We start from the raw sequence: 19,305 nt of genomic DNA, 5'->3' as shown, positions 1-19,305 counted from the left end.
TTAAAGAGAGGAAAATAATAATGACATCTGTTAATATTATTGGCGCTGGTTTAGCAGGGTCTGAAGCAGCATTTCAACTTGCAGAACGCGGGATTAAAGTGAATTTATATGAAATGCGTCCTGTAAAACAAACACCAGCGCATCATACAGACAAATTTGCCGAATTGGTATGTTCTAATTCATTACGTGGTAATGCATTAACGAATGCGGTCGGTGTATTAAAAGAAGAAATGAGACAATTAAATTCATTAATTATTGAGGCAGCAGATAAAGCACGTGTGCCTGCGGGTGGCGCTTTAGCTGTTGATAGACATGACTTTGCAGGTTACATTACTGAAACATTAAAAAACCATCCCAATGTTACAGTTAAAAATGAAGAAATCACTTCTATCCCAGAAGGACCTACAATTATTGCAACAGGGCCATTGACAACTGAACCTTTGGCAAAAGAAATTGTCGCATTAACTGGTAAAGATCAGTTATACTTTTATGATGCTGCGGCACCAATTATTGAAAAAGATTCAATTGATATGGATAAAGTGTACCTTAAATCACGTTATGATAAAGGCGAAGCAGCTTACTTGAATTGTCCGATGACTGAAGAGGAGTTTAATCGTTTTTATGAGGCGGCACTTGAAGCAGAAGTGGCCCCGATGAACGATTTTGAAAAAGAAAAGTATTTTGAAGGATGTATGCCTTTTGAAGTCATGGCGGGTAGAGGTCCGAAAACGTTGTTATTTGGGCCGATGAAGCCAGTTGGATTAGAGGATCCGAAAACAGGGAAACGTCCTTACGCCGTCGTTCAACTACGTCAAGATGATGCAGCAGGTACGCTTTATAATATTGTAGGATTCCAAACGAGATTAAAATGGGACGCTCAAAAAGAAGTGATTCGTCTTATTCCTGGATTGGAAAATGTAGATATTGTGAGATACGGTGTCATGCACCGCAATACGTTTATTAATTCACCTGAAGTTTTAAATGAAACATATGCTTTTAAAGACCGCGAGAACTTATTTTTTGCTGGACAGATGACAGGTGTTGAAGGGTACGTAGAAAGTGCTGCCAGTGGATTGGTTGCAGGCATCAATTTAGCACACCGTATGCTTAATAAAGCAGATGTCATTTTCCCTCGTGAAACAATGATAGGAAGTATGGCTTATTATATTTCACATGCAACGAACAACAAGAACTTTCAACCGATGAATGCAAACTTCGGATTAGTACCTGCTTTGGAAGAACGGATAAAAGATAAGAAAGAGCGCTATGAAACACTAGCACACCGTGCATTGACGCAACTGAACCATTTTAAAGAGACATTATAAATGGTCTAAAAAATGGCAAAATAAGTAAAATTTTGATAAATACAAAAATTCAATGTATAATCAATGCAGTTCCCCTTATCATTATGCTACAATGCTAATGATGGAGGGGTTTTTGCTTTGAAACAAATCCAAGAACAATTTTTAGATACATTAAAAAGAGAACGTTTTTTCTCATCACATACGTTAAAAGCTTATCACGACGATTTAGACCAATTTAATCAATTTCTTGATCGAGAACAATTAGGATTGAGAGATTTCAAATATAGTGACGCAAGAAACTATTTACACACACTTTATGATTTAGGTTTACAACGTACAACAGTATCAAGAAAAATTTCTACATTGCGTAGTTTTTATGCTTTTTGGATGACACAAGAGCAAGATGTAGTGAATCCATTTGTCCAATTAGTTCATCCCAAAAAAGAGCGTTATTTACCTACGTTTTTTTATACAGAAGAAATGGAAGCGCTATTTCAAACGGTAAGTAAGGGGGACCAAAAAGATCTCAGGGATCGTGTGATTCTCGAGCTGCTTTATGCGACGGGGATTCGGGTTTCGGAATTGGTGTCTTTAAAAGTTTCAGATGTTGATTTAGAAATGTGTTGGGTAAAAGTATTGGGTAAAGGTGGAAAAGAACGGATTGTACCTTTCGGCGAGTTTTGTCGACAGAGTCTTGAAGAATATTTAAATCAGTTTAAGCCTATTCAAGATGTTCAGCACGACTATCTGATTACTAACTTAAAAGGTCAACCGATTACCGAAAGAGGTGTGCGCTATGTTTTAAATGATATCGTCAAACGGACTGCTGGTGTAACTGCGATTCATCCACATAAGTTGAGACATACATTTGCAACACATATGTTAAATGAAGGTGCAGACCTTAGAACTGTTCAAAGCTTACTGGGACATGTTAATTTATCTACGACAGGCCGATATACACATGTAACAAATCGACAGTTGAGAAATGTTTATTTAAAGGCACATCCACGTGCGAGAAAAGGAGAGTAATTTAACATGAGTTCATCAATTCATGCGACAACGATATACGCAGTAAGACATAATGGTGAAGCAGCAATGGCCGGAGATGGTCAAGTCACTTTAGGTGAACAAGTCATTATGAAACAAACTGCTAAAAAAGTTCGTAAATTGTATAATAACCGCGTCGTTGCTGGTTTTGCAGGTAGTGTATCGGACGCATTCACATTGTTTGAAAAGTTTGAAGGAAAATTACAACAATATAGTGGTAATTTGGAAAGAGCTGCTGTAGAACTCGCAAAAGAGTGGCGAGGCGATAAACAACTCCGCCAACTTGAAGCGATGTTAATTGTCATGAACAAAGATAATATTTTAGTCGTTAGTGGGACAGGTGAAGTAATTGCACCGGATGATGATTTAATTGCAATCGGATCGGGGGGTAATTTTGCTTTGAGCGCCGGACGTGCACTAAAAAGACACGCATCACATATGAGTGCACGAGAAATGGCCTATGAAAGTCTTAAAGTGGCTTCTGAAATTTGCGTGTTCACTAATGATCACATCACTGTAGAAGAATTATAATGGAGGGTTTAAAGCATGGAGAACAATGCGATTATATATACACCTAAAGACATCGTAGATAAACTCAATGAATATATCGTTGGGCAAGATGAAGCGAAGAAAAAGGTAGCCATTGCCCTTAGAAATCGTTACCGTCGTAGTTTGCTTGATGATGAAGTTAAACAAGAAATTGCCCCTAAAAATATATTGATGATGGGACCAACAGGTGTGGGTAAAACTGAAATTGCCCGTCGTATGGCTAAAATTGTAGGCGCACCATTTTTAAAAGTTGAAGCGACCAAGTTTACTGAAGTAGGCTACGTTGGTAGAGATGTTGAGAGTATGGTACGTGACTTAGTCGATGTTTCGGTAAGATTAGTTAAAGATGAGAAAAAAGCAAATGTTGTTGAAGCAGCAACGGCAAAAGCTAACGAAAAGCTCGTTAAACTCCTTGTACCTAGTCTTAAGAAAAAAGCCAGCAAAAACACAAATAATCCTTTAGAATCTTTATTTGGTGGTGCGATTCCAAACTTTGGACAGCAAAATGAAGAAGAGGAAGAAGAACCGCCAACAGAGGAAATCAAAACAAAACGTTCTGAAATTAAAGTCCAACTCCTTAACGGAAAGCTAGAAGAAGAAAAAGTACGTGTTAAAGTAGAACAAGATCCGGGTGCTTTAGGTATGTTAGGTACACAGCAAAACGAACAGATGCAAGAAATGATGAGCCAATTAATGCCTAAGAAAAAAGTTGAAAAAGAAGTACCTGTTAAAACAGCACGTAAAATTCTTATTGATCAATTTGCTGATGAAATGATTGACCATGAGACGGCAAACCAAGAAGCGCTTGAACTTGCGGAGCAAATGGGTATTATCTTTATAGATGAAATTGATAAAGTTGCTACGACAAGCCAAAACAGTGGTCAAGATGTTTCTCGACAAGGTGTGCAACGTGATATTTTACCTATCCTTGAGGGTAGCGTTGTAAGAACAAAATATGGTACTGTGAGTACGGAACATATGCTCTTTATCGGCGCGGGTGCGTTTCATGTTTCTAAACCAAGCGATTTAATTCCAGAACTTCAAGGCCGTTTCCCAATTCGTGTGGAATTAAAAGATCTCACTGTAGATGATTTTGTAAGAATTTTAAAAGAACCAAAATTATCTCTGATTAAACAGTATGAGTTGCTATTGCAAACGGAAGAAGTCACAGTGAATTTCACAGATGAAGCGATATACAGACTTGCAGAGATGGCATATCATGTCAATCAAGAAACGGATAATATCGGTGCCCGTAGACTGCATACAATCTTAGAAAAAATGTTAGAAGACTTGTCATTCGAAGCGCCACATATGCCACATGCTCAAGTGGATATTACGCCACAATATGTAGACGATAAATTAAAAACAATTTCAACGAACAAAGATTTAAGCGAATTTATTTTATAAGAAAAAAAGGAGAAATGACATGAGCTTATTATCGAAAACGAGAGAATTAAGTAGTTTGTTACAAAAACATAAAGGTATCTCTGTCGACTTCAAAGATGTTGCACAAACGGTGAGTAAAGTTACAGTTACAAATGTATTTATTGTTTCTCGCCGTGGTAAAATTTTGGGATCTTGCTTGAATGAATTACTTAAAAATGAACGTATTATTCAAATGTTAGAGGACCGTCATATTCCAGAGGCTTACACAGAAAAATTAATGCACGTATACGAAACGTCATCAAATATTACAATTGATAGTGACTTATCAGTATTCCCACCAGAAAATGAAGATTTATTCAAAAATTCAAGAACAACAATTTTCCCAATTATTGGTGGAGGCGAACGCTTAGCTACACTTGTGCTAGGCAGAGTTGCAGATGATTTCGGTGAAAACGACCTTGTCCTTGGTGAATACGCTGCAACAGTAATTGGTATGGAAATATTACGTGAAAAACATTCAGAGATTGAATCTGTAGCTCGTGATAAAGCAGCAATCTCAATGGCAATTAACTCTTTATCTTACTCGGAAAAAGAAGCGATTGATCATATATTTGAAGAACTCGGTGGCAAAGAAGGTCTCTTAATTGCCTCAAAAGTTGCAGACCGCGTAGGCATTACACGTTCGGTTATCGTTAACGCTTTAAGAAAACTTGAAAGTGCCGGCGTTATTGAATCACGTTCTTTAGGTATGAAAGGGACTTTTATTAAAGTCAAGAAAGAAGCATTCTTAGACGAATTAACACGTGCAGAATAATTGGATTGCCTTGTTGCAAACTCGCGCATGTTATGATATATTAATTAGCGGCTATAAAAGTCAAAACACACACGCAACACCGAAGTATAAAAGGGTGCGATGAATTTCATCGTTTTTATATGAGTGTTCGTGGCGGATGTAAACCAATAGGAGGAATTTATATTATGGCAGTAATTTCTATGAAACAATTACTAGAAGCTGGTGTTCACTTCGGTCATCAAACACGCCGTTGGAACCCAAAAATGAAAAAGTACATCTTCACTGAAAGAAACGGTATCTACATTATCGACTTACAAAAAACAGTGAAAAAAGTTGAAGAAGCATACAACTTTATTAAACAAGTATCTGAAGAAGGCGGTAAAGTCTTATTCGTAGGTACTAAAAAACAAGCGCAAGAATCAGTGAAAGCTGAAGCAGAACGCGCTGGCCACTTCTATGTTAACCAAAGATGGTTAGGTGGTATTTTAACAAACTATAAAACAATCTCTAAACGTGTACAACGTATTTCTGAAATTGAAAAAATGGAAGAAGATGGAACATTTGATGTTCTTCCTAAAAAAGAAGTTGTAGAACTTAAAAAAGAATATGACCGTTTAATTAAATTCTTAGGCGGTATTCGTGATATGAAATCAATGCCACAAGCATTATTTGTCGTTGACCCACGCAAAGAGCGCAACGCAATTGCAGAAGCACGTAAATTAAACATCCCTATCGTTGGTATCGTTGATACAAACTGTGATCCGGATGAAATTGATTACGTAATCCCAGCGAATGACGACGCAATTCGTGCGGTTAAATTATTAACTGGTAAAATGGCAGACGCAATTTTAGAAGGACAACAAGGTGTATCAAACGATGAAGTAGCTGCTGAACAAAACATCGACTTAACTGAAGATGAAAAAGCAGACAACGAATCAGCTGAAGCAGTAGAAACAACTGAAACATCTGTTGAATCTAACTAAGTCGCATCTTGAAATGGGTGTGGGATAGAAACTTATTTGTTTTCATCGACCCACTAATGGCAAAGATGACTTGGATTGAGAAAAGCTTGATTTAAAGTGTAGAATCAAACGCGTCATCTACTGCCACTTTATCATTTTGAGTATTTTCATTGGGTTGAGACGTGAATATGTCCCAGCCCCTTTTTTTAAAATAAATATTGATTGAATATTGGAGGAATCATGAATGGCAATTTCAGCTAAACTTGTTAAAGAATTACGTGAAAGAACTGGCGCAGGTATGATGGATTGTAAAAAAGCATTAGAAGCAACTGATGGGGACATTGATAAAGCCATTGACTACTTACGTGAAAAAGGTATTGCTAAAGCAGCTAAAAAAGCAGACCGTATTGCAGCAGAAGGTATTACGCATGTTGAAGTAAAAGGTAACGATGCAGTTATCGTAGAAATCAACTCAGAAACAGACTTTGTTGCACGTAACGAAGGCTTCCAACAACTTGTAAAAGAAATTGCTAACCAAATTCTTGAAACAAAAGCGGATTCAGTTGAAGCTTTAAATGAAACAACGTTACCAAACGGTAAAACAGTTTCTGAACATATGACTGAAGCGATTTCAACAATTGGTGAAAAATTAAGCTTACGCCGTTTCGAAATCAAATCTAAATCAGACAGTGATGCATTCGGTGCATACTTACACATGGGCGGACGTATTGGTGTTCTTGCAGTTGTTGAAGGTTCAACTGACGAAGAAGCAGCAAAAGACGTTGCAATGCACATCGCTGCAATCAACCCTAAATACGTTTCATCTGACCAAGTAAGTGAAGAAGAAATCAACCATGAAAGAGAAGTATTAAAACAACAAGCATTAAATGAAGGTAAACCAGAAAACATCGTTGAAAAAATGGTTGAAGGTCGTTTACGCAAATATCTTCAAGAAATTTGTGCTGTTAACCAAAACTTCGTTAAAGACCCTGACCAAACAGTTGAACAATTCCTTAAATCAAAAGGTGGTCAATTAGTAGACTTCGTTCGTTACGAAGTTGGTGAAGGTTTAGAAAAACGTGAAGAAAACTTTGCTGATGAAGTAAAAGGACAAATGAAATAATCGACACGGTTTTGTATAAGAAAGAAGACACCTTTCGTGTCCTCCTCTGCAGGACTTCAATGCAAGATTGAAGCCGTGTAGAAGGGTGATGCTTATTGTGTCTTCTTTACTTGTATTGTTTTACATATTACGAATAGAGAGGTTAAAATAATGACTGAAACTTCAAAATATAAGCGAGTAGTTTTGAAACTGAGTGGAGAAGCATTAGCAGGGGACAAAGGATTTGGAATTAATCCAATGATTATTAAAAGCATTGCACAACAAGTAGCAGAAGTCGCAAAAATGGATACAGAAGTTGCTGTCATCGTGGGTGGCGGTAACATTTGGCGTGGCAAAACTGGTAGTGACTTAGGCATGGATCGAGGAACTGCTGATTATATGGGTATGCTCGCGACAGTGATGAATGCACTTGCATTACAAGACAGCTTAGAACAACTTGATTGTGATACACGTGTCCTTACATCTATAGAAATGAAGCAAGTTGCAGAACCTTATATTCGTCGTCGTGCGATTCGTCATTTAGAGAAAAAACGCGTTGTTATTTTTGCAGCGGGTATCGGTAACCCATACTTCTCAACTGATACAACAGCTGCATTACGTGCTGCTGAAGTTGAAGCAGACGTCATCTTAATGGGCAAAAATAATGTTGATGGTGTTTATTCAGCAGATCCAAAAGTAGACCCGAATGCTAAAAAATATGAGCGTTTAACATACATTCAATTGTTACAAGAAGGTTTACAAGTCATGGATTCGACAGCCTCTTCATTCTGTATGGACAACAATATACCTTTAAAAGTGTTCTCTATCATGGAAGAAGGTAATATTAAACGTGCTGTTCAAGGTGAAGATATAGGGACAATTATTACAAAATAATATAGAGGTGCAAAAAAATGAAAGAAACTATTCAAGATGCTAAAAGTCGTATGAAAAAATCAATTGAGAATTTATCTCGTGAATTGGCACAAATTAATGCAGGACGCGCAAACTCTAACTTATTAGCTGGCGTTGAAGCGGACTACTATGGTGCACCAACACCAGTCCAACAATTAGCAAGTATTAATGTACCTGAAGCACGTCTTCTTGTTGTTTCACCATACGATAAAACATCTATTGGTGATATTGAAAAGGCCATTATTGCCGCAAACTTAGGTGTTAATCCAACGAGTGACGGAGAAGTGATTCGTATTATGGTGCCTGCACTCACTGAAGAACGTCGTAAAGAACTGGTTAAAGATGTAAAGAAAACAGGTGAAAACGCAAAAGTATCAGTTCGTAATATTCGTCGTGATGCAAATGATCATCTAAAAAGACAACAAAAAGATGGCGAAATTTCTGAAGATGAATTACGAAATGGTTCTGATGAAGTTCAAAAAATAACTGATTCATCAATTAAAGATATCGATCAGTTAGTTGCTGATAAAGAAAAAGATATTATGTCAGTTTAAGTTTTACACTTACCGACGAGTAGACAAGAATCAATCAAATGAATAGGGTGAAATTGACGCTTTTCTTTATTTACAAGAGGCGCTATATTGATAAATTAAAATCAATATTATAAGTTTTATTTCTTATCATATCGTGATTCCTCGCCCTAATTTCATAGTAAAATTGTAGAAATGGTTTGCCTTCTCACTGAGCTGTACCGAATACGACTTTGGTACAGTTTTTTTCTTTGTTTATTCAATGCGCTGATTGAGTGTGATAAAATGGTAGATAATTGTACGCTAAAGAGATTATAATATTTTAAGAGACGGAATAGGCTCGGAGGAACGCGCATGTTTAAGAAATTTAAGAAGAAAATCGACAGTCAAAAACATGTCGATCAAATCGATTTACATAATATACCTGAACATATAGCGATTATTATGGATGGCAATGGTCGTTGGGCAAAGCAACGAAAAATGCCACGAATTAAAGGTCACTATCAGGGAATGCAGACGATTAAAACCATTACGCGAGCAGCTAGTGATTTGAATGTTAAATATTTAACACTTTATGCATTTTCAACTGAGAATTGGTCACGTCCTGATGAAGAGGTTAACTATATCATGGGATTACCTGTTAACTTCTTAAATACATTTTTACCCGAATTGATTGAAAAAAACGTACGTGTTGAAACGATTGGTTTTATAAATGATTTACCCGAAAAAACAATTCAAGCCATAGATGAGGCTAAAAATAAAACAGCTGACAACACTGGATTGACATTAATATTTGCAATCAATTATGGGGGTCGAGCTGAAATTATCAATGGTATTCAGAATATGATGAAAGAGATGCGAGACGCTTCAGATGATGATATTGATGCACTTACTGAGCAGCATTTCCAAAAATATTTAATGACACACGATTACCCAGATCCAGAATTATTAATACGGACTTCAGGTGAACAACGTATAAGCAACTTTTTGATTTGGCAATTATCTTATAGTGAGTTTATATTTAATTCTAAATTGTGGCCTGACTTCGATGAGGCAGAATTAAGAGCATGTATAAAAACATATCAATCACGCCAAAGACGATTTGGAGGATTGTAGATAGGAGTAGTGGGATGAAAGTAAGAACAATCACAACGATTGTCGCATTAATCGTTTTCTTACCTATTTTACTGATTGGCGGATCAGTATGGATGTATTTTACATTCTTATTAGCTTTAATTGCTTTAAAAGAACTTTTAAACATGAATCGAATTCAATTGCTGTCAATACCAGGGATAATCAGTGCCTTGGCTCTGATTATTATTATGATTCCACAAGATTTAGGCGCATGGGTGCCCGTATTACAACAGAAATCGTTGATAGCGATGAGCTTTGTTATTTTAAGTTATACGGTGATGTCCAAAAACCGCTTTAGTTTCATGGATTCAGCATTTTGTTTAATGTCTGTTGCCTACGTAGGGATAGGATTCATGTACTTCTATGAAACGAGAGAATCCGGCTTGCAATATATACTATTTGGTTTGTTGATCGTTTGGTTAACAGATACAGGGGCGTATATTTTTGGCCGACTTTTTGGAAAACATAAACTATGGCCGATTATTAGTCCAAATAAAACCGTTGAAGGCTTCGTTGGGGGGTTGATTTGTAGTCTCATCGTACCTCTTACATTTATGTTTTTTGTATCATTTGAGTATCACATCAGTTTAATTCTTTTATTAACTGTTGTGCTCAGTGTCTTTGGACAGTTGGGTGACCTAGTAGAATCAGGATTTAAGCGCCATTTTGGTGTGAAAGATTCTGGACGTTTATTACCCGGTCATGGTGGTATTTTAGACCGTTTTGATAGTTTCATGTTTGTTTTACCTTTAATGAATATTTTCTTAATTCAAATGTAAAGTGAAATGAGGAACATTAATGAAAAATATAGCAATTTTAGGCGCGTCAGGTTCAATAGGTCAGCAAGCGATTGATGTGATTGCGCATCATCCAGAATCATTTAACTTGATTAGTTTTACCGTTGGGAAAAATATTGAATTTGCAATTGAAGTGATTGAAAAGTTTAAACCAGAGATTGTTTCTGTTCAAGATGAAGCGGATGTTGAACGCTTAAAACCTTATCATTCTAACATAGTGAGTGGACGCCAAGGATTAATCGATGTTTCAACATATGAAAAAAACGATTTAGTTTTAAATGCGCTTCTAGGAAGTGTCGGGTTAGAGCCTACAATGAAAGCGATTGAAGCAGGGAAAAACATAGCACTTGCGAATAAAGAGACTTTAGTTGTGGCTGGAAAACTTGTCATGACCCACGCAAAGCGTTATGGTGTTGATATCCTTCCTGTAGATTCAGAACATGCTGCAATTTTCCAATGTTTAAATGGTGAAGATATGCATAAAATTAAAAATGTTACAATTACTGCGAGTGGCGGTTCTTTCCGAGAGTTAACGCGTGAACAATTAGAACATGTCACTGTGGAAGATGCATTGAACCATCCCAATTGGTCAATGGGGAATAAAATCACGATTGACTCTGCAACGATGATGAACAAAGGCTTTGAAGTGATTGAAGCAAAATGGTTGTTTGATTTGAAAATAGATCAAATAAAAACAATCTTGCATAAAGAGAGTATTATCCATTCACTGGTCGAATTCGTTGATACGAGTGTGATGGCACAACTTGGTACCCCTGACATGCGTATGCCGATTCAATATGCCTTTACTTATCCAGAGAGAATTGAACATCGAGCGCCATCATTAGATTTAGCGCAAGTGGCGCAATTGCACTTTCAAGAAATGGATCTTGATCGATATCGATGTTTGAAATTTGCTTATGATGCACTGCGTATAGGTGGTTCAATGCCAGTTGTACTCAATGCCGTCAATGAAGTTGCAGTGGCTAAGTTTTTAAACCATGAGATTACATTTCTTGAAATTGAGCATATGATTGAGCGTGAAATGGCAGCACATGAAGTGATTCCAGATCCATCTTTAGAAGAAATATTAGAAATCGACCATTATTATAAAACAAAATCATATGAGGTGTAGTGCCTATGTTAATAACACTTATCGCTTTTATTATCGTATTCGGTGTGCTTGTATTCGTGCATGAGTTCGGTCACATGTTTTTTGCGAAACGAGCAGGTATCATGTGTCCAGAATTTGCGATTGGTATGGGACCCAAAATCTTCAGTTTTCGTAAAGATGAAACCCTTTATACTATTCGTTTATTACCAGTAGGTGGATATGTTCGAATGGCTGGAGATGGACTAGAAGAAGCGCCTGTACAGCCGGGTATGCATGTTAAAATTAAAGTGAACGATCAAAATGAAGTAACGCATATCATTTTAGACGATCAACATAAATTTCAAAAAATAGAAGCTATAGAAGTAAAGAAAATTGATTTACAAGAACAATTGTATATTGAAGGTGTTGCTGCCGATGATCAAGAGCGCCATCATTATTCAATAGCGAAGAAAGCCTATTTTGTACAAAATGGAAGCTTAATACAAATTGCACCGAGAGATCGACAATTTGCACACAAGAAACCGTATCAAAAGTTTTTAACTTTATTTGCAGGACCGTTATTTAATTTCATTTTAGCTTTCGTACTGTTAATTGGTTTAGCCTATTATCAAGGTGTGCCAAGTACGACAATTGATCAAATTGCAAAAGATTCACCCGCAGAACAAATTGGTCTTCACAAAGGTGACACAATCAAAAAAATTGGAAACCAAGAAATTAACCGCTTTGACGATGTGAGTAAAGCATTGAATCAAACTAAAGGAGCCGAAACGACGGTCGAAGTTGAACGTAACGGTAAAACGATTAATAAAAAGTTTGAACCGAAAAAAGTTGAAATTCAAACTTCTAAAACTTCCAAACAAACGTCTTATCAACTAGGGTTTACACCAACAAAAGAAAGATCTCTATTCGAACCTTTAATTTTTGGTATTGAAGAAACGTTACGCTTTGGGAAACTCATCTTTGTTGCAGTTATTGGTATGATTACAAGTATTTTCACAGGGACATTTAGTTTTGATATGTTAAATGGACCAGTCGGTATCTATAAAAATGTCGACACCGTTGTTAAAACAGGAATCATTAATTTAATCACTTGGACTGCAGCATTAAGTGTGAACTTAGGTATTATGAACCTTTTACCTGTTCCGGCACTTGATGGTGGACGTATTTTATTTGTATTTTACGAAGCCATCTTTAGAAAACCAGCCAATAAAAAAGCTGAGACAGTGATCATAGCAGCGGGTGCAGTGTTTGTACTTATTGTTATGGTGCTCGTCACTTGGAATGATATACAACGTTATTTCTTATAAAACGACTAGGGAGGAACAATGAAGGATGAAGCAATCAAAAGTTTTTATTCCAACATTAAGAGAAGTACCTGCTGAAGCAGAGGCAAAAAGCCATCAACTATTATTAAAAGCAGGTTTAATTAAACAAAATGCAGCAGGCGTATATAGTTACTTGCCGATTGCGACACGCGTAATCCATAAAATTTCTGAAATTATTCGTGAAGAAATGGAGCGTATTGATGCTGTAGAAGTTGTCATGCCTGTATTACAGCAGTCTGAATTATGGAAAGAGTCAGGACGATGGGATGCATATGGCATGGAATTGATGCGTCTTCGTGATCGTAATCAACGTGAGTTTGCGCTTGGACCGACGCATGAAGAAGTCGTGACATCACTTGTTCGTGACGAGTTGCGTTCTTATAAACAATTGCCTTTAACATTGTTCCAAATCCAAACAAAATTCCGTGACGAGAAAAGACCGAGATTTGGCTTATTACGTGGTAGAGAGTTTATTATGAAAGATGCTTATTCATTCCACACGGATGAAGCTTCTTTAATGGAAACATATCAAAACATGTTTCATGCTTATCAAACGATATTTAACCGAGTAGGCTTAAACGTAAGACCGGTTGTTGCTGATTCAGGTGCGATTGGTGGCAATCATACGCACGAATTCCACGCTTTAAGTGCAATTGGTGAAGACACAATCGTTTATAGTGAACAAAGTGACTATGCAGCAAACATCGAAAAAGCAGAAGTTCCTTACTATGCGTCTAATACGACATTAGATGCACAAAAAGACCTAGAAAAGGTAGAGACTCCGAATATGAAAACAGCGAAGCAAGTCGCTGATTTCTTAGGTGTGCCTTTAGAAAACATCACTAAAACAATGGTCTTCAAAGTGAATGGTGAATTCGTTTTAATTTTAGTTAGAGGACATCATGAACTCAATGAAGTTAAAATTAAAGATTACTTTAAAACAGACGATGTTGCTCTCGCTTCAGATGAAGAGATACGTAATTTGCTAAATGCAACTTCTGGCTCTTTAGGACCAATTACTGATAGAGATATCAAAGTATATGCAGATCAATTTGTTCAATCTGCAAACAATTTAATTGTAGGGGCTAACGATGATGGCTATCACTATGTCAATGCCAATGTAGATCGTGATTTTAAAGTTGAAGCTTATGGCGATTTTCGTTTTATTCTGGAAGGTGAGCCTCTAGCAGATGGATCCGGTCCGGCACGTTTTGCGGAAGGTATTGAAGTGGGACAAGTCTTTGTTTTAGGCGAAAAATATTCAGAGTCAATGCATGCGACCGTTTTAAATCAACAAGGACGTGAACAAAACCTTACAATGGGTTGTTATGGTATTGGTGTATCTCGAACATTAAGTGCAATTATTGAACAACATCATGATGAGAACGGTATCATTTGGCCAAAAGCAGTATCACCTTATGACATTCATTTAATTACAGTGAATCCTAAAAAAGAAGATCAACGTGAATGTGCAGACCGTTTATATGATTTATTACAAACAAAATATGACGTGTTGTATGATGAAAGAAATGAGCGTGCAGGCGTGAAATTCAATGATGCAGATTTGATTGGTTTACCACTTCGTGTGGTAGTCGGAAAAAATGCAGCTGAGGGTATTGTAGAAGTTAAAAGAAGAGATAATGGTGAAACTGAAGAAATCCATGTTGATGCTTTATTAGCGCATTTAGAAAAATGTAATGAACAAATTCAGTAAGAAGATGCCAATCATTTGTTATAATAAAAATAAGCATATTGCTTCACGATGGGTTAACCGATTGGGTTCTATTGATGATGCAACAACAATAAGAAGGCTGAGGAATCTATTGATTTCTCAGCCTTATCCCGTATGAAATATAAAATGGTTTGAAAGTCATTTTTAAATACAAATGGATGTACGGCAATTAAAATAAGGTGGTTATGAGTGTGGCATTAAAGGATCAAGAAAAGTTTAAGATTCTCTTAAAACAAATTCATATGCAAGATTATTTTGATCAAGATATTATCGAACAAGGTCTATTGACACGCATCGATGTTTCTGAAAAATCTCGTGAATGGATTTTTCATATCCAATTACCACGATTATTAAAATATGATGATTATGCTGTATTGACTCATGCAATGAAAGAGAGCTTTCAAGATATCGCAAATGTTGTTTGGAAAATTACAGTTGCAACGCATCAAGGTCAAGATGAGTATTTATTAAAATATTTTGGAGATTGTATCGACCAAACGCAACTATCTCCTAAAGTCAAAGGTCAACTTAAACAAAAACGTATTGTGATGTCTGGCAATGTTGTTAAAGTGCTCGTTCAAAATGATATCGAAGGCCAACACTTTAATAAGGTCTGCAACGGAAGCCTGGTCAAAGCAATGCAACGATGTGGTTTTGATGTTGAAAAAGTGGTGTTTGAAACTGATGTGCATGGTCATGACGATGATTTAGCTTCTCTTGAGGCACACATTCAACAAGAGGATGAGCAAAGTGTGAGAGAAGCAACAGCAAAAATAGAAAAGATGAAAGAGCAACGTACAAAAGATGATAACGAAGCATCCGTAACGCGCTGTCAAATTGGTAAACCAATTCAAGTTGAAAATGTGCGACCGATTGAAAGTATTATTGAGGAAGAGTTTAAAGTCGCTATTGAAGGTGTCATTTTTGATATAAATCTTAAAGAACTCAAAAGTGGACGCCATATTGTGGAACTTAAGGTGACGGACTATACAGACTCATTAGTACTTAAAATGTTTACACGTAAAAATAAAGACGACTTAGAACACTTCAAAGCATTATCTGAAGGTAAATGGATAAGAGCACAAGGACGTATCGAAGAAGATATGTTTATTCGAGATCTTGTGATGATGATGTCAGATATTGAAGAAATCAAGCGTACGCCGAAAGTGGATAAGGCTGAAGAAAAACGCGTCGAATTCCATCTGCATACTTCTATGAGCCAAATGGACGGTGTGACACATATCGGTGAATATGTTGCACAAGCGGCTAAATGGGGGCATGAAGCGATTGCAGTGACAGATCATAATGTTGTGCAAGCATATCCAGATGCGCATGCTGCAGCAGAAAAACATGGCATAAAAATGATTTATGGTATGGAAGGGATGCTCGTTGATGATGGTGTACCTATTGCCTATAAACCGACCGATATACGATTAAGCGATGCCACATATGTAGTGTTTGACGTCGAGACAACAGGTTTATCCAACCAATACGACAAAATTATAGAATTAGCTGCAGTAAAAGTGAAAAACGGTGAAATTATAGACAAGTTTGAACGTTTTAGTAATCCGCACGAAAAGCTGTCTGAAACGATTAAAAATTTAACCCACATTACCGATGACATGTTACGAGATGCACCAGAGATAAAAGAGGTGCTAACAGATTTTAAAACATGGGTAGGAGACGCCATTTTCGTTGCACATAACGCATCTTTTGATATGGGATTTATAGACACAAACTATGAGCGACTTGGCTTCGGTCCTTCAACTAATGGGGTTATTGATACACTTGAACTCTCAAGAACGATTAATACAAGTTATGGTAAGCATGGATTGAACTTTTTAGCTAAAAAGTATGGTGTTGAACTGACACAACATCACCGAGCAATCTATGATACTGAAGCAACTGCCTATATTTTCATTAAAATGTTAGCGCAACTTAAAGCATTAGATGTACACAACCATCAAGATATTAATAAAAAATTATCAAATGAGGATGCTTATAAGCGAGCGCGTCCACAACACGTTACGCTGATTGTTCAAAATCAGACAGGTTTAAAGAACTTATTCAAAATCGTCAGCGCTTCACTTGTTAAATATTATTATCGTACACCTAGAATTCCACGTTCACTATTAGATCAATATCGTGAAGGAATTTTAGTTGGAACCGCATGTGATGAAGGTGAAGTTTTCACTGCGGTGATGCAAAAAGATCAATCTGAAGTCGAACGGATTGCCAAGTATTACGACTATATTGAGATACAGCCACCTGCACTATATCAAGATTTACTTGATCGTGAATTAATTCGCGACAATGAAACGCTTGTAGAAATTTACGAACGAATTTTGAAAGTGGGCGAAACAAACAATATTCCAGTCATCGCAACAGGTAATGTGCACTATTTAAACGAACACGATAGTATCGCACGGAAAATTTTAATTGCTTCACAACCCGGTAATCCATTGAACCGATCTACTTTACCTGAAGCGCATTTCAGAACAACAGATGAGATGCTTAATGATTTTCACTTTTTAGGTGAATCTCGGGCTTATCAAGTCGTTGTAGAGAATACAAGAGCTTTAGCAGAGCGTGTTGAAAAAGTTGTACCAATTAAAGATAAACTTTATACACCAAATATGGATGGTGCCAATGAAGAAATTCGTGAAATGAGTTACAATAATGCCAAAAAACTATATGGTGAGGATTTACCGCAAATCGTTATTGATCGATTAGAAAAAGAGTTAGAAAGTATTATTGGGAACGGATTCGCAGTTATTTATTTGATTTCACAAAGACTCGTGAAAAAGTCGCTCGAAGATGGTTATTTAGTTGGTTCACGTGGATCAGTGGGTTCAAGCTTTGTGGCGACAATGACTGAAATTACAGAAGTAAATCCATTACCACCGCATTATATTTGTCCTAAGTGTAAAAAAAGTGAATTCTTTAATGATGGTTCAGTTGGTTCTGGTTTTGATTTGCCTGATAAAACTTGTGAATGTGGGACTCAAATGATCAAAGAAGGCCAAGATATCCCATTCGAAACATTTTTAGGGTTCAAAGGGGATAAAGTACCTGATATTGACTTGAACTTTAGTGGCGAATATCAGCCGCAAGCACATAATTACACTAAAGTATTGTTTGGAGAGGACTACGTTTATCGTGCAGGGACAATTGGTACAGTTGCTGAAAAAACAGCATTCGGTTTTGTGAAAGGTTATTTAAATGACCAAGGTATCCATAAACGAGGCGCAGAAGTTGATCGTTTAGTTAAAGGTTGTACCGGTGTTAAACGAACAACAGGTCAACACCCAGGTGGTATTATCGTAGTACCAGATTATATGGATATCTATGACTTTACACCGATTCAATATCCTGCAGATGATCAAAATTCGCCTTGGATGACGACGCATTTCGACTTCCACTCGATACACGATAATGTATTGAAACTAGATATTCTCGGACACGATGATCCGACAATGATTCGTATGTTACAAGATTTATCAGGTATTGATCCTAAAACAATACCTGTAGATGATAAAGAAACGATGGGCATCTTTAGCTCCCCTGAGCCATTAGGTGTAACAGAAGAAGAAATATTAGCGAAAACAGGAACGTTTGGTGTACCTGAATTTGGGACAGGCTTTGTAAGACAAATGTTAGAAGATACGAAGCCAACCACTTTTTCCGAGCTCGTCCAAATTTCAGGTTTATCACATGGAACGGATGTATGGTTAGGAAATGCACAAGAACTTGTTCGAAGTGGAACTTGTACACTTTCGAGCTGTATTGGTTGTCGTGACGACATCATGGTTTATTTAATGTATGCAGGTCTTGAACCCTCACTTGCATTTAAAATTATGGAAGCGGTACGTAAAGGTAAAGGGTTAACAGAAGAATTTGAACAAGTTATGAAAGAGAATAACGTGCCTGATTGGTACCTCGATTCTTGTAAAAAAATTAAATATATGTTCCCGAAAGCCCACGCAGCAGCGTACGTCCTTATGGCTGTAAGAATTGCTTATTTTAAAGTGCATCATCCTTTATTCTATTATGCAAGTTATTTTACAGTAAGAGCATCCGATTTTGATTTATTGACGATGGTAAAAGATAAAGAAAGTATTCGAAATACAGTGAAAGACATGTATTCACGTTATATGGATCTCGGTAAAAAAGAAAAAGACATTTTAACCGTGCTTGAAATTATGAATGAAATGGCACATCGAGGTTACCGTATGCAACCAGTGAGCCTTGAGAAAAGTCAAGCTTATGAATTTACAATCGAAGGGGATACGTTGATTCCGCCTTTCGTTGCTGTTCCTGGACTTGGTGAAAACGTTGCAAAACGTATCGTGGAAGCGAGAGAAGATGGTCCGTTTCTATCCAAAGAGGATTTAAATAAAAAAGCGGGGGTTTCTCAAAAAATTATTGAATACCTCGATGATTTAGGAACTTTACATGATATGCCAGATAAAGCACAACTCTCGATTTTTGATATGTAACATTCATTTGTCGCCTTATCAAAACTGTGGTATAATAAGCATGCTTATAAAATTAGACTCAAGTAGAAAGAGTGGGTATCACCCGCTCTTTTCTATTTGTTTGTCAGTGATAAGGGGGCTCG

Annotated in this window: 15 protein-coding genes; all 15 read left to right on the top strand. The window is 36.9% G+C overall.

Annotated elements, in window-relative coordinates; translation table 11 throughout:
• Positions 1–20: 20 nt before the first annotated feature.
• Positions 21–1,325, top strand: coding sequence for an FADH(2)-oxidizing methylenetetrahydrofolate--tRNA-(uracil(54)-C(5))-methyltransferase TrmFO (gene trmFO, locus KM149_RS07910; protein WP_425356267.1), 1,305 nt, complete (start codon positions 21–23; stop codon positions 1,323–1,325).
• Positions 1,326–1,442: 117 nt separating this feature from the next.
• Positions 1,443–2,333, top strand: coding sequence for a tyrosine recombinase XerC (gene xerC / locus KM149_RS07905; protein WP_214970372.1), 891 nt, complete (start codon positions 1,443–1,445; stop codon positions 2,331–2,333).
• 6 nt (positions 2,334–2,339) lie between these two features.
• On the top strand, positions 2,340–2,882 hold the full coding sequence (gene hslV / locus KM149_RS07900) for an ATP-dependent protease subunit HslV (RefSeq protein ID WP_050345736.1): 543 nt from the start codon (positions 2,340–2,342) through the stop codon (positions 2,880–2,882).
• A gap of 15 nt (positions 2,883–2,897) precedes the next feature.
• Entirely contained in the window at positions 2,898–4,307 is a 1,410-nt protein-coding gene (gene hslU / locus KM149_RS07895) for an ATP-dependent protease ATPase subunit HslU (RefSeq protein ID WP_241415279.1), read from the top strand.
• A 19-nt stretch (positions 4,308–4,326) separates the two neighbouring features.
• The gene (gene codY / locus KM149_RS07890) at positions 4,327–5,100 is read left to right on the top strand and encodes a GTP-sensing pleiotropic transcriptional regulator CodY (RefSeq protein WP_050331206.1); all 774 of its coding nucleotides are present in this window, start codon (positions 4,327–4,329) and stop codon (positions 5,098–5,100) included.
• 164 nt (positions 5,101–5,264) lie between these two features.
• Positions 5,265–6,062, top strand: coding sequence for a 30S ribosomal protein S2 (gene rpsB, locus KM149_RS07885; RefSeq protein ID WP_016424910.1), 798 nt, complete (start codon positions 5,265–5,267; stop codon positions 6,060–6,062).
• A gap of 223 nt (positions 6,063–6,285) precedes the next feature.
• Positions 6,286–7,164 carry a translation elongation factor Ts gene (gene tsf, locus KM149_RS07880; protein WP_050332198.1) on the top strand — a complete coding sequence of 293 codons (879 nt, stop codon included), beginning with the start codon at positions 6,286–6,288 and terminating at the stop codon, positions 7,162–7,164.
• A 150-nt stretch (positions 7,165–7,314) separates the two neighbouring features.
• Positions 7,315–8,037 carry a UMP kinase gene (gene pyrH / locus KM149_RS07875; protein ID WP_016424912.1) on the top strand — a complete coding sequence of 241 codons (723 nt, stop codon included), beginning with the start codon at positions 7,315–7,317 and terminating at the stop codon, positions 8,035–8,037.
• Between the two features lie 17 nt (positions 8,038–8,054).
• A complete protein-coding gene (frr, locus tag KM149_RS07870) occupies positions 8,055–8,609 on the top strand; it encodes a ribosome recycling factor (RefSeq protein WP_016424913.1) in 555 nt (184 codons plus the stop codon).
• A 330-nt stretch (positions 8,610–8,939) separates the two neighbouring features.
• Positions 8,940–9,701: an undecaprenyl pyrophosphate synthase gene (locus KM149_RS07865; protein ID WP_214970375.1), complete on the top strand. Its 762-nt coding sequence runs from the start codon at positions 8,940–8,942 to the stop codon at positions 9,699–9,701.
• Positions 9,702–9,715: 14 nt separating this feature from the next.
• A complete protein-coding gene (locus KM149_RS07860) occupies positions 9,716–10,498 on the top strand; it encodes a phosphatidate cytidylyltransferase (protein ID WP_214970378.1) in 783 nt (260 codons plus the stop codon).
• Between the two features lie 19 nt (positions 10,499–10,517).
• Positions 10,518–11,648, top strand: coding sequence for a 1-deoxy-D-xylulose-5-phosphate reductoisomerase (gene dxr, locus KM149_RS07855; protein ID WP_182280463.1), 1,131 nt, complete (start codon positions 10,518–10,520; stop codon positions 11,646–11,648).
• The gene (gene rseP / locus KM149_RS07850) at positions 11,648–12,934 is read left to right on the top strand and encodes an RIP metalloprotease RseP (RefSeq protein ID WP_214970395.1); all 1,287 of its coding nucleotides are present in this window, start codon (positions 11,648–11,650) and stop codon (positions 12,932–12,934) included. The genes dxr and rseP overlap by 1 nt, the downstream gene beginning before the upstream one ends.
• A gap of 25 nt (positions 12,935–12,959) precedes the next feature.
• Entirely contained in the window at positions 12,960–14,666 is a 1,707-nt protein-coding gene (locus KM149_RS07845) for a proline--tRNA ligase (protein WP_241415278.1), read from the top strand.
• 209 nt (positions 14,667–14,875) lie between these two features.
• Positions 14,876–19,183: a PolC-type DNA polymerase III gene (locus tag KM149_RS07840; RefSeq protein ID WP_241415277.1), complete on the top strand. Its 4,308-nt coding sequence runs from the start codon at positions 14,876–14,878 to the stop codon at positions 19,181–19,183.
• The last annotated feature ends 122 nt before the right edge of the window (positions 19,184–19,305 follow it).

Source organism: Staphylococcus coagulans, assembly GCF_022557135.1.
Lineage (GTDB): Bacteria > Bacillota > Bacilli > Staphylococcales > Staphylococcaceae > Staphylococcus > Staphylococcus coagulans.
The sequence above is the reverse complement of the archived record's forward strand: the minus strand, read 5'-3'. Positions and strand labels throughout refer to the sequence as shown.

Bases quoted from the DNA above. Each gene is read 5' to 3' on its own strand.
- trmFO (WP_425356267.1), top strand. From the start codon at position 21: ATGACATCTGTTAATATTATTGGCGCTGGTTTAGCAGGGTCTGAAGCA.
- hslV (WP_050345736.1), top strand. From the start codon at position 2,340: ATGAGTTCATCAATTCATGCGACAACGATATACGCAGTAAGACATAAT.
- hslU (WP_241415279.1), top strand. From the start codon at position 2,898: ATGGAGAACAATGCGATTATATATACACCTAAAGACATCGTAGATAAA.
- codY (WP_050331206.1), top strand. From the start codon at position 4,327: ATGAGCTTATTATCGAAAACGAGAGAATTAAGTAGTTTGTTACAAAAA.
- rpsB (WP_016424910.1), top strand. From the start codon at position 5,265: ATGGCAGTAATTTCTATGAAACAATTACTAGAAGCTGGTGTTCACTTC.
- tsf (WP_050332198.1), top strand. From the start codon at position 6,286: ATGGCAATTTCAGCTAAACTTGTTAAAGAATTACGTGAAAGAACTGGC.
- pyrH (WP_016424912.1), top strand. From the start codon at position 7,315: ATGACTGAAACTTCAAAATATAAGCGAGTAGTTTTGAAACTGAGTGGA.
- frr (WP_016424913.1), top strand. From the start codon at position 8,055: ATGAAAGAAACTATTCAAGATGCTAAAAGTCGTATGAAAAAATCAATT.
- KM149_RS07865 (WP_214970375.1), top strand. From the start codon at position 8,940: ATGTTTAAGAAATTTAAGAAGAAAATCGACAGTCAAAAACATGTCGAT.
- KM149_RS07860 (WP_214970378.1), top strand. From the start codon at position 9,716: ATGAAAGTAAGAACAATCACAACGATTGTCGCATTAATCGTTTTCTTA.
- dxr (WP_182280463.1), top strand. From the start codon at position 10,518: ATGAAAAATATAGCAATTTTAGGCGCGTCAGGTTCAATAGGTCAGCAA.
- KM149_RS07845 (WP_241415278.1), top strand. From the start codon at position 12,960: ATGAAGCAATCAAAAGTTTTTATTCCAACATTAAGAGAAGTACCTGCT.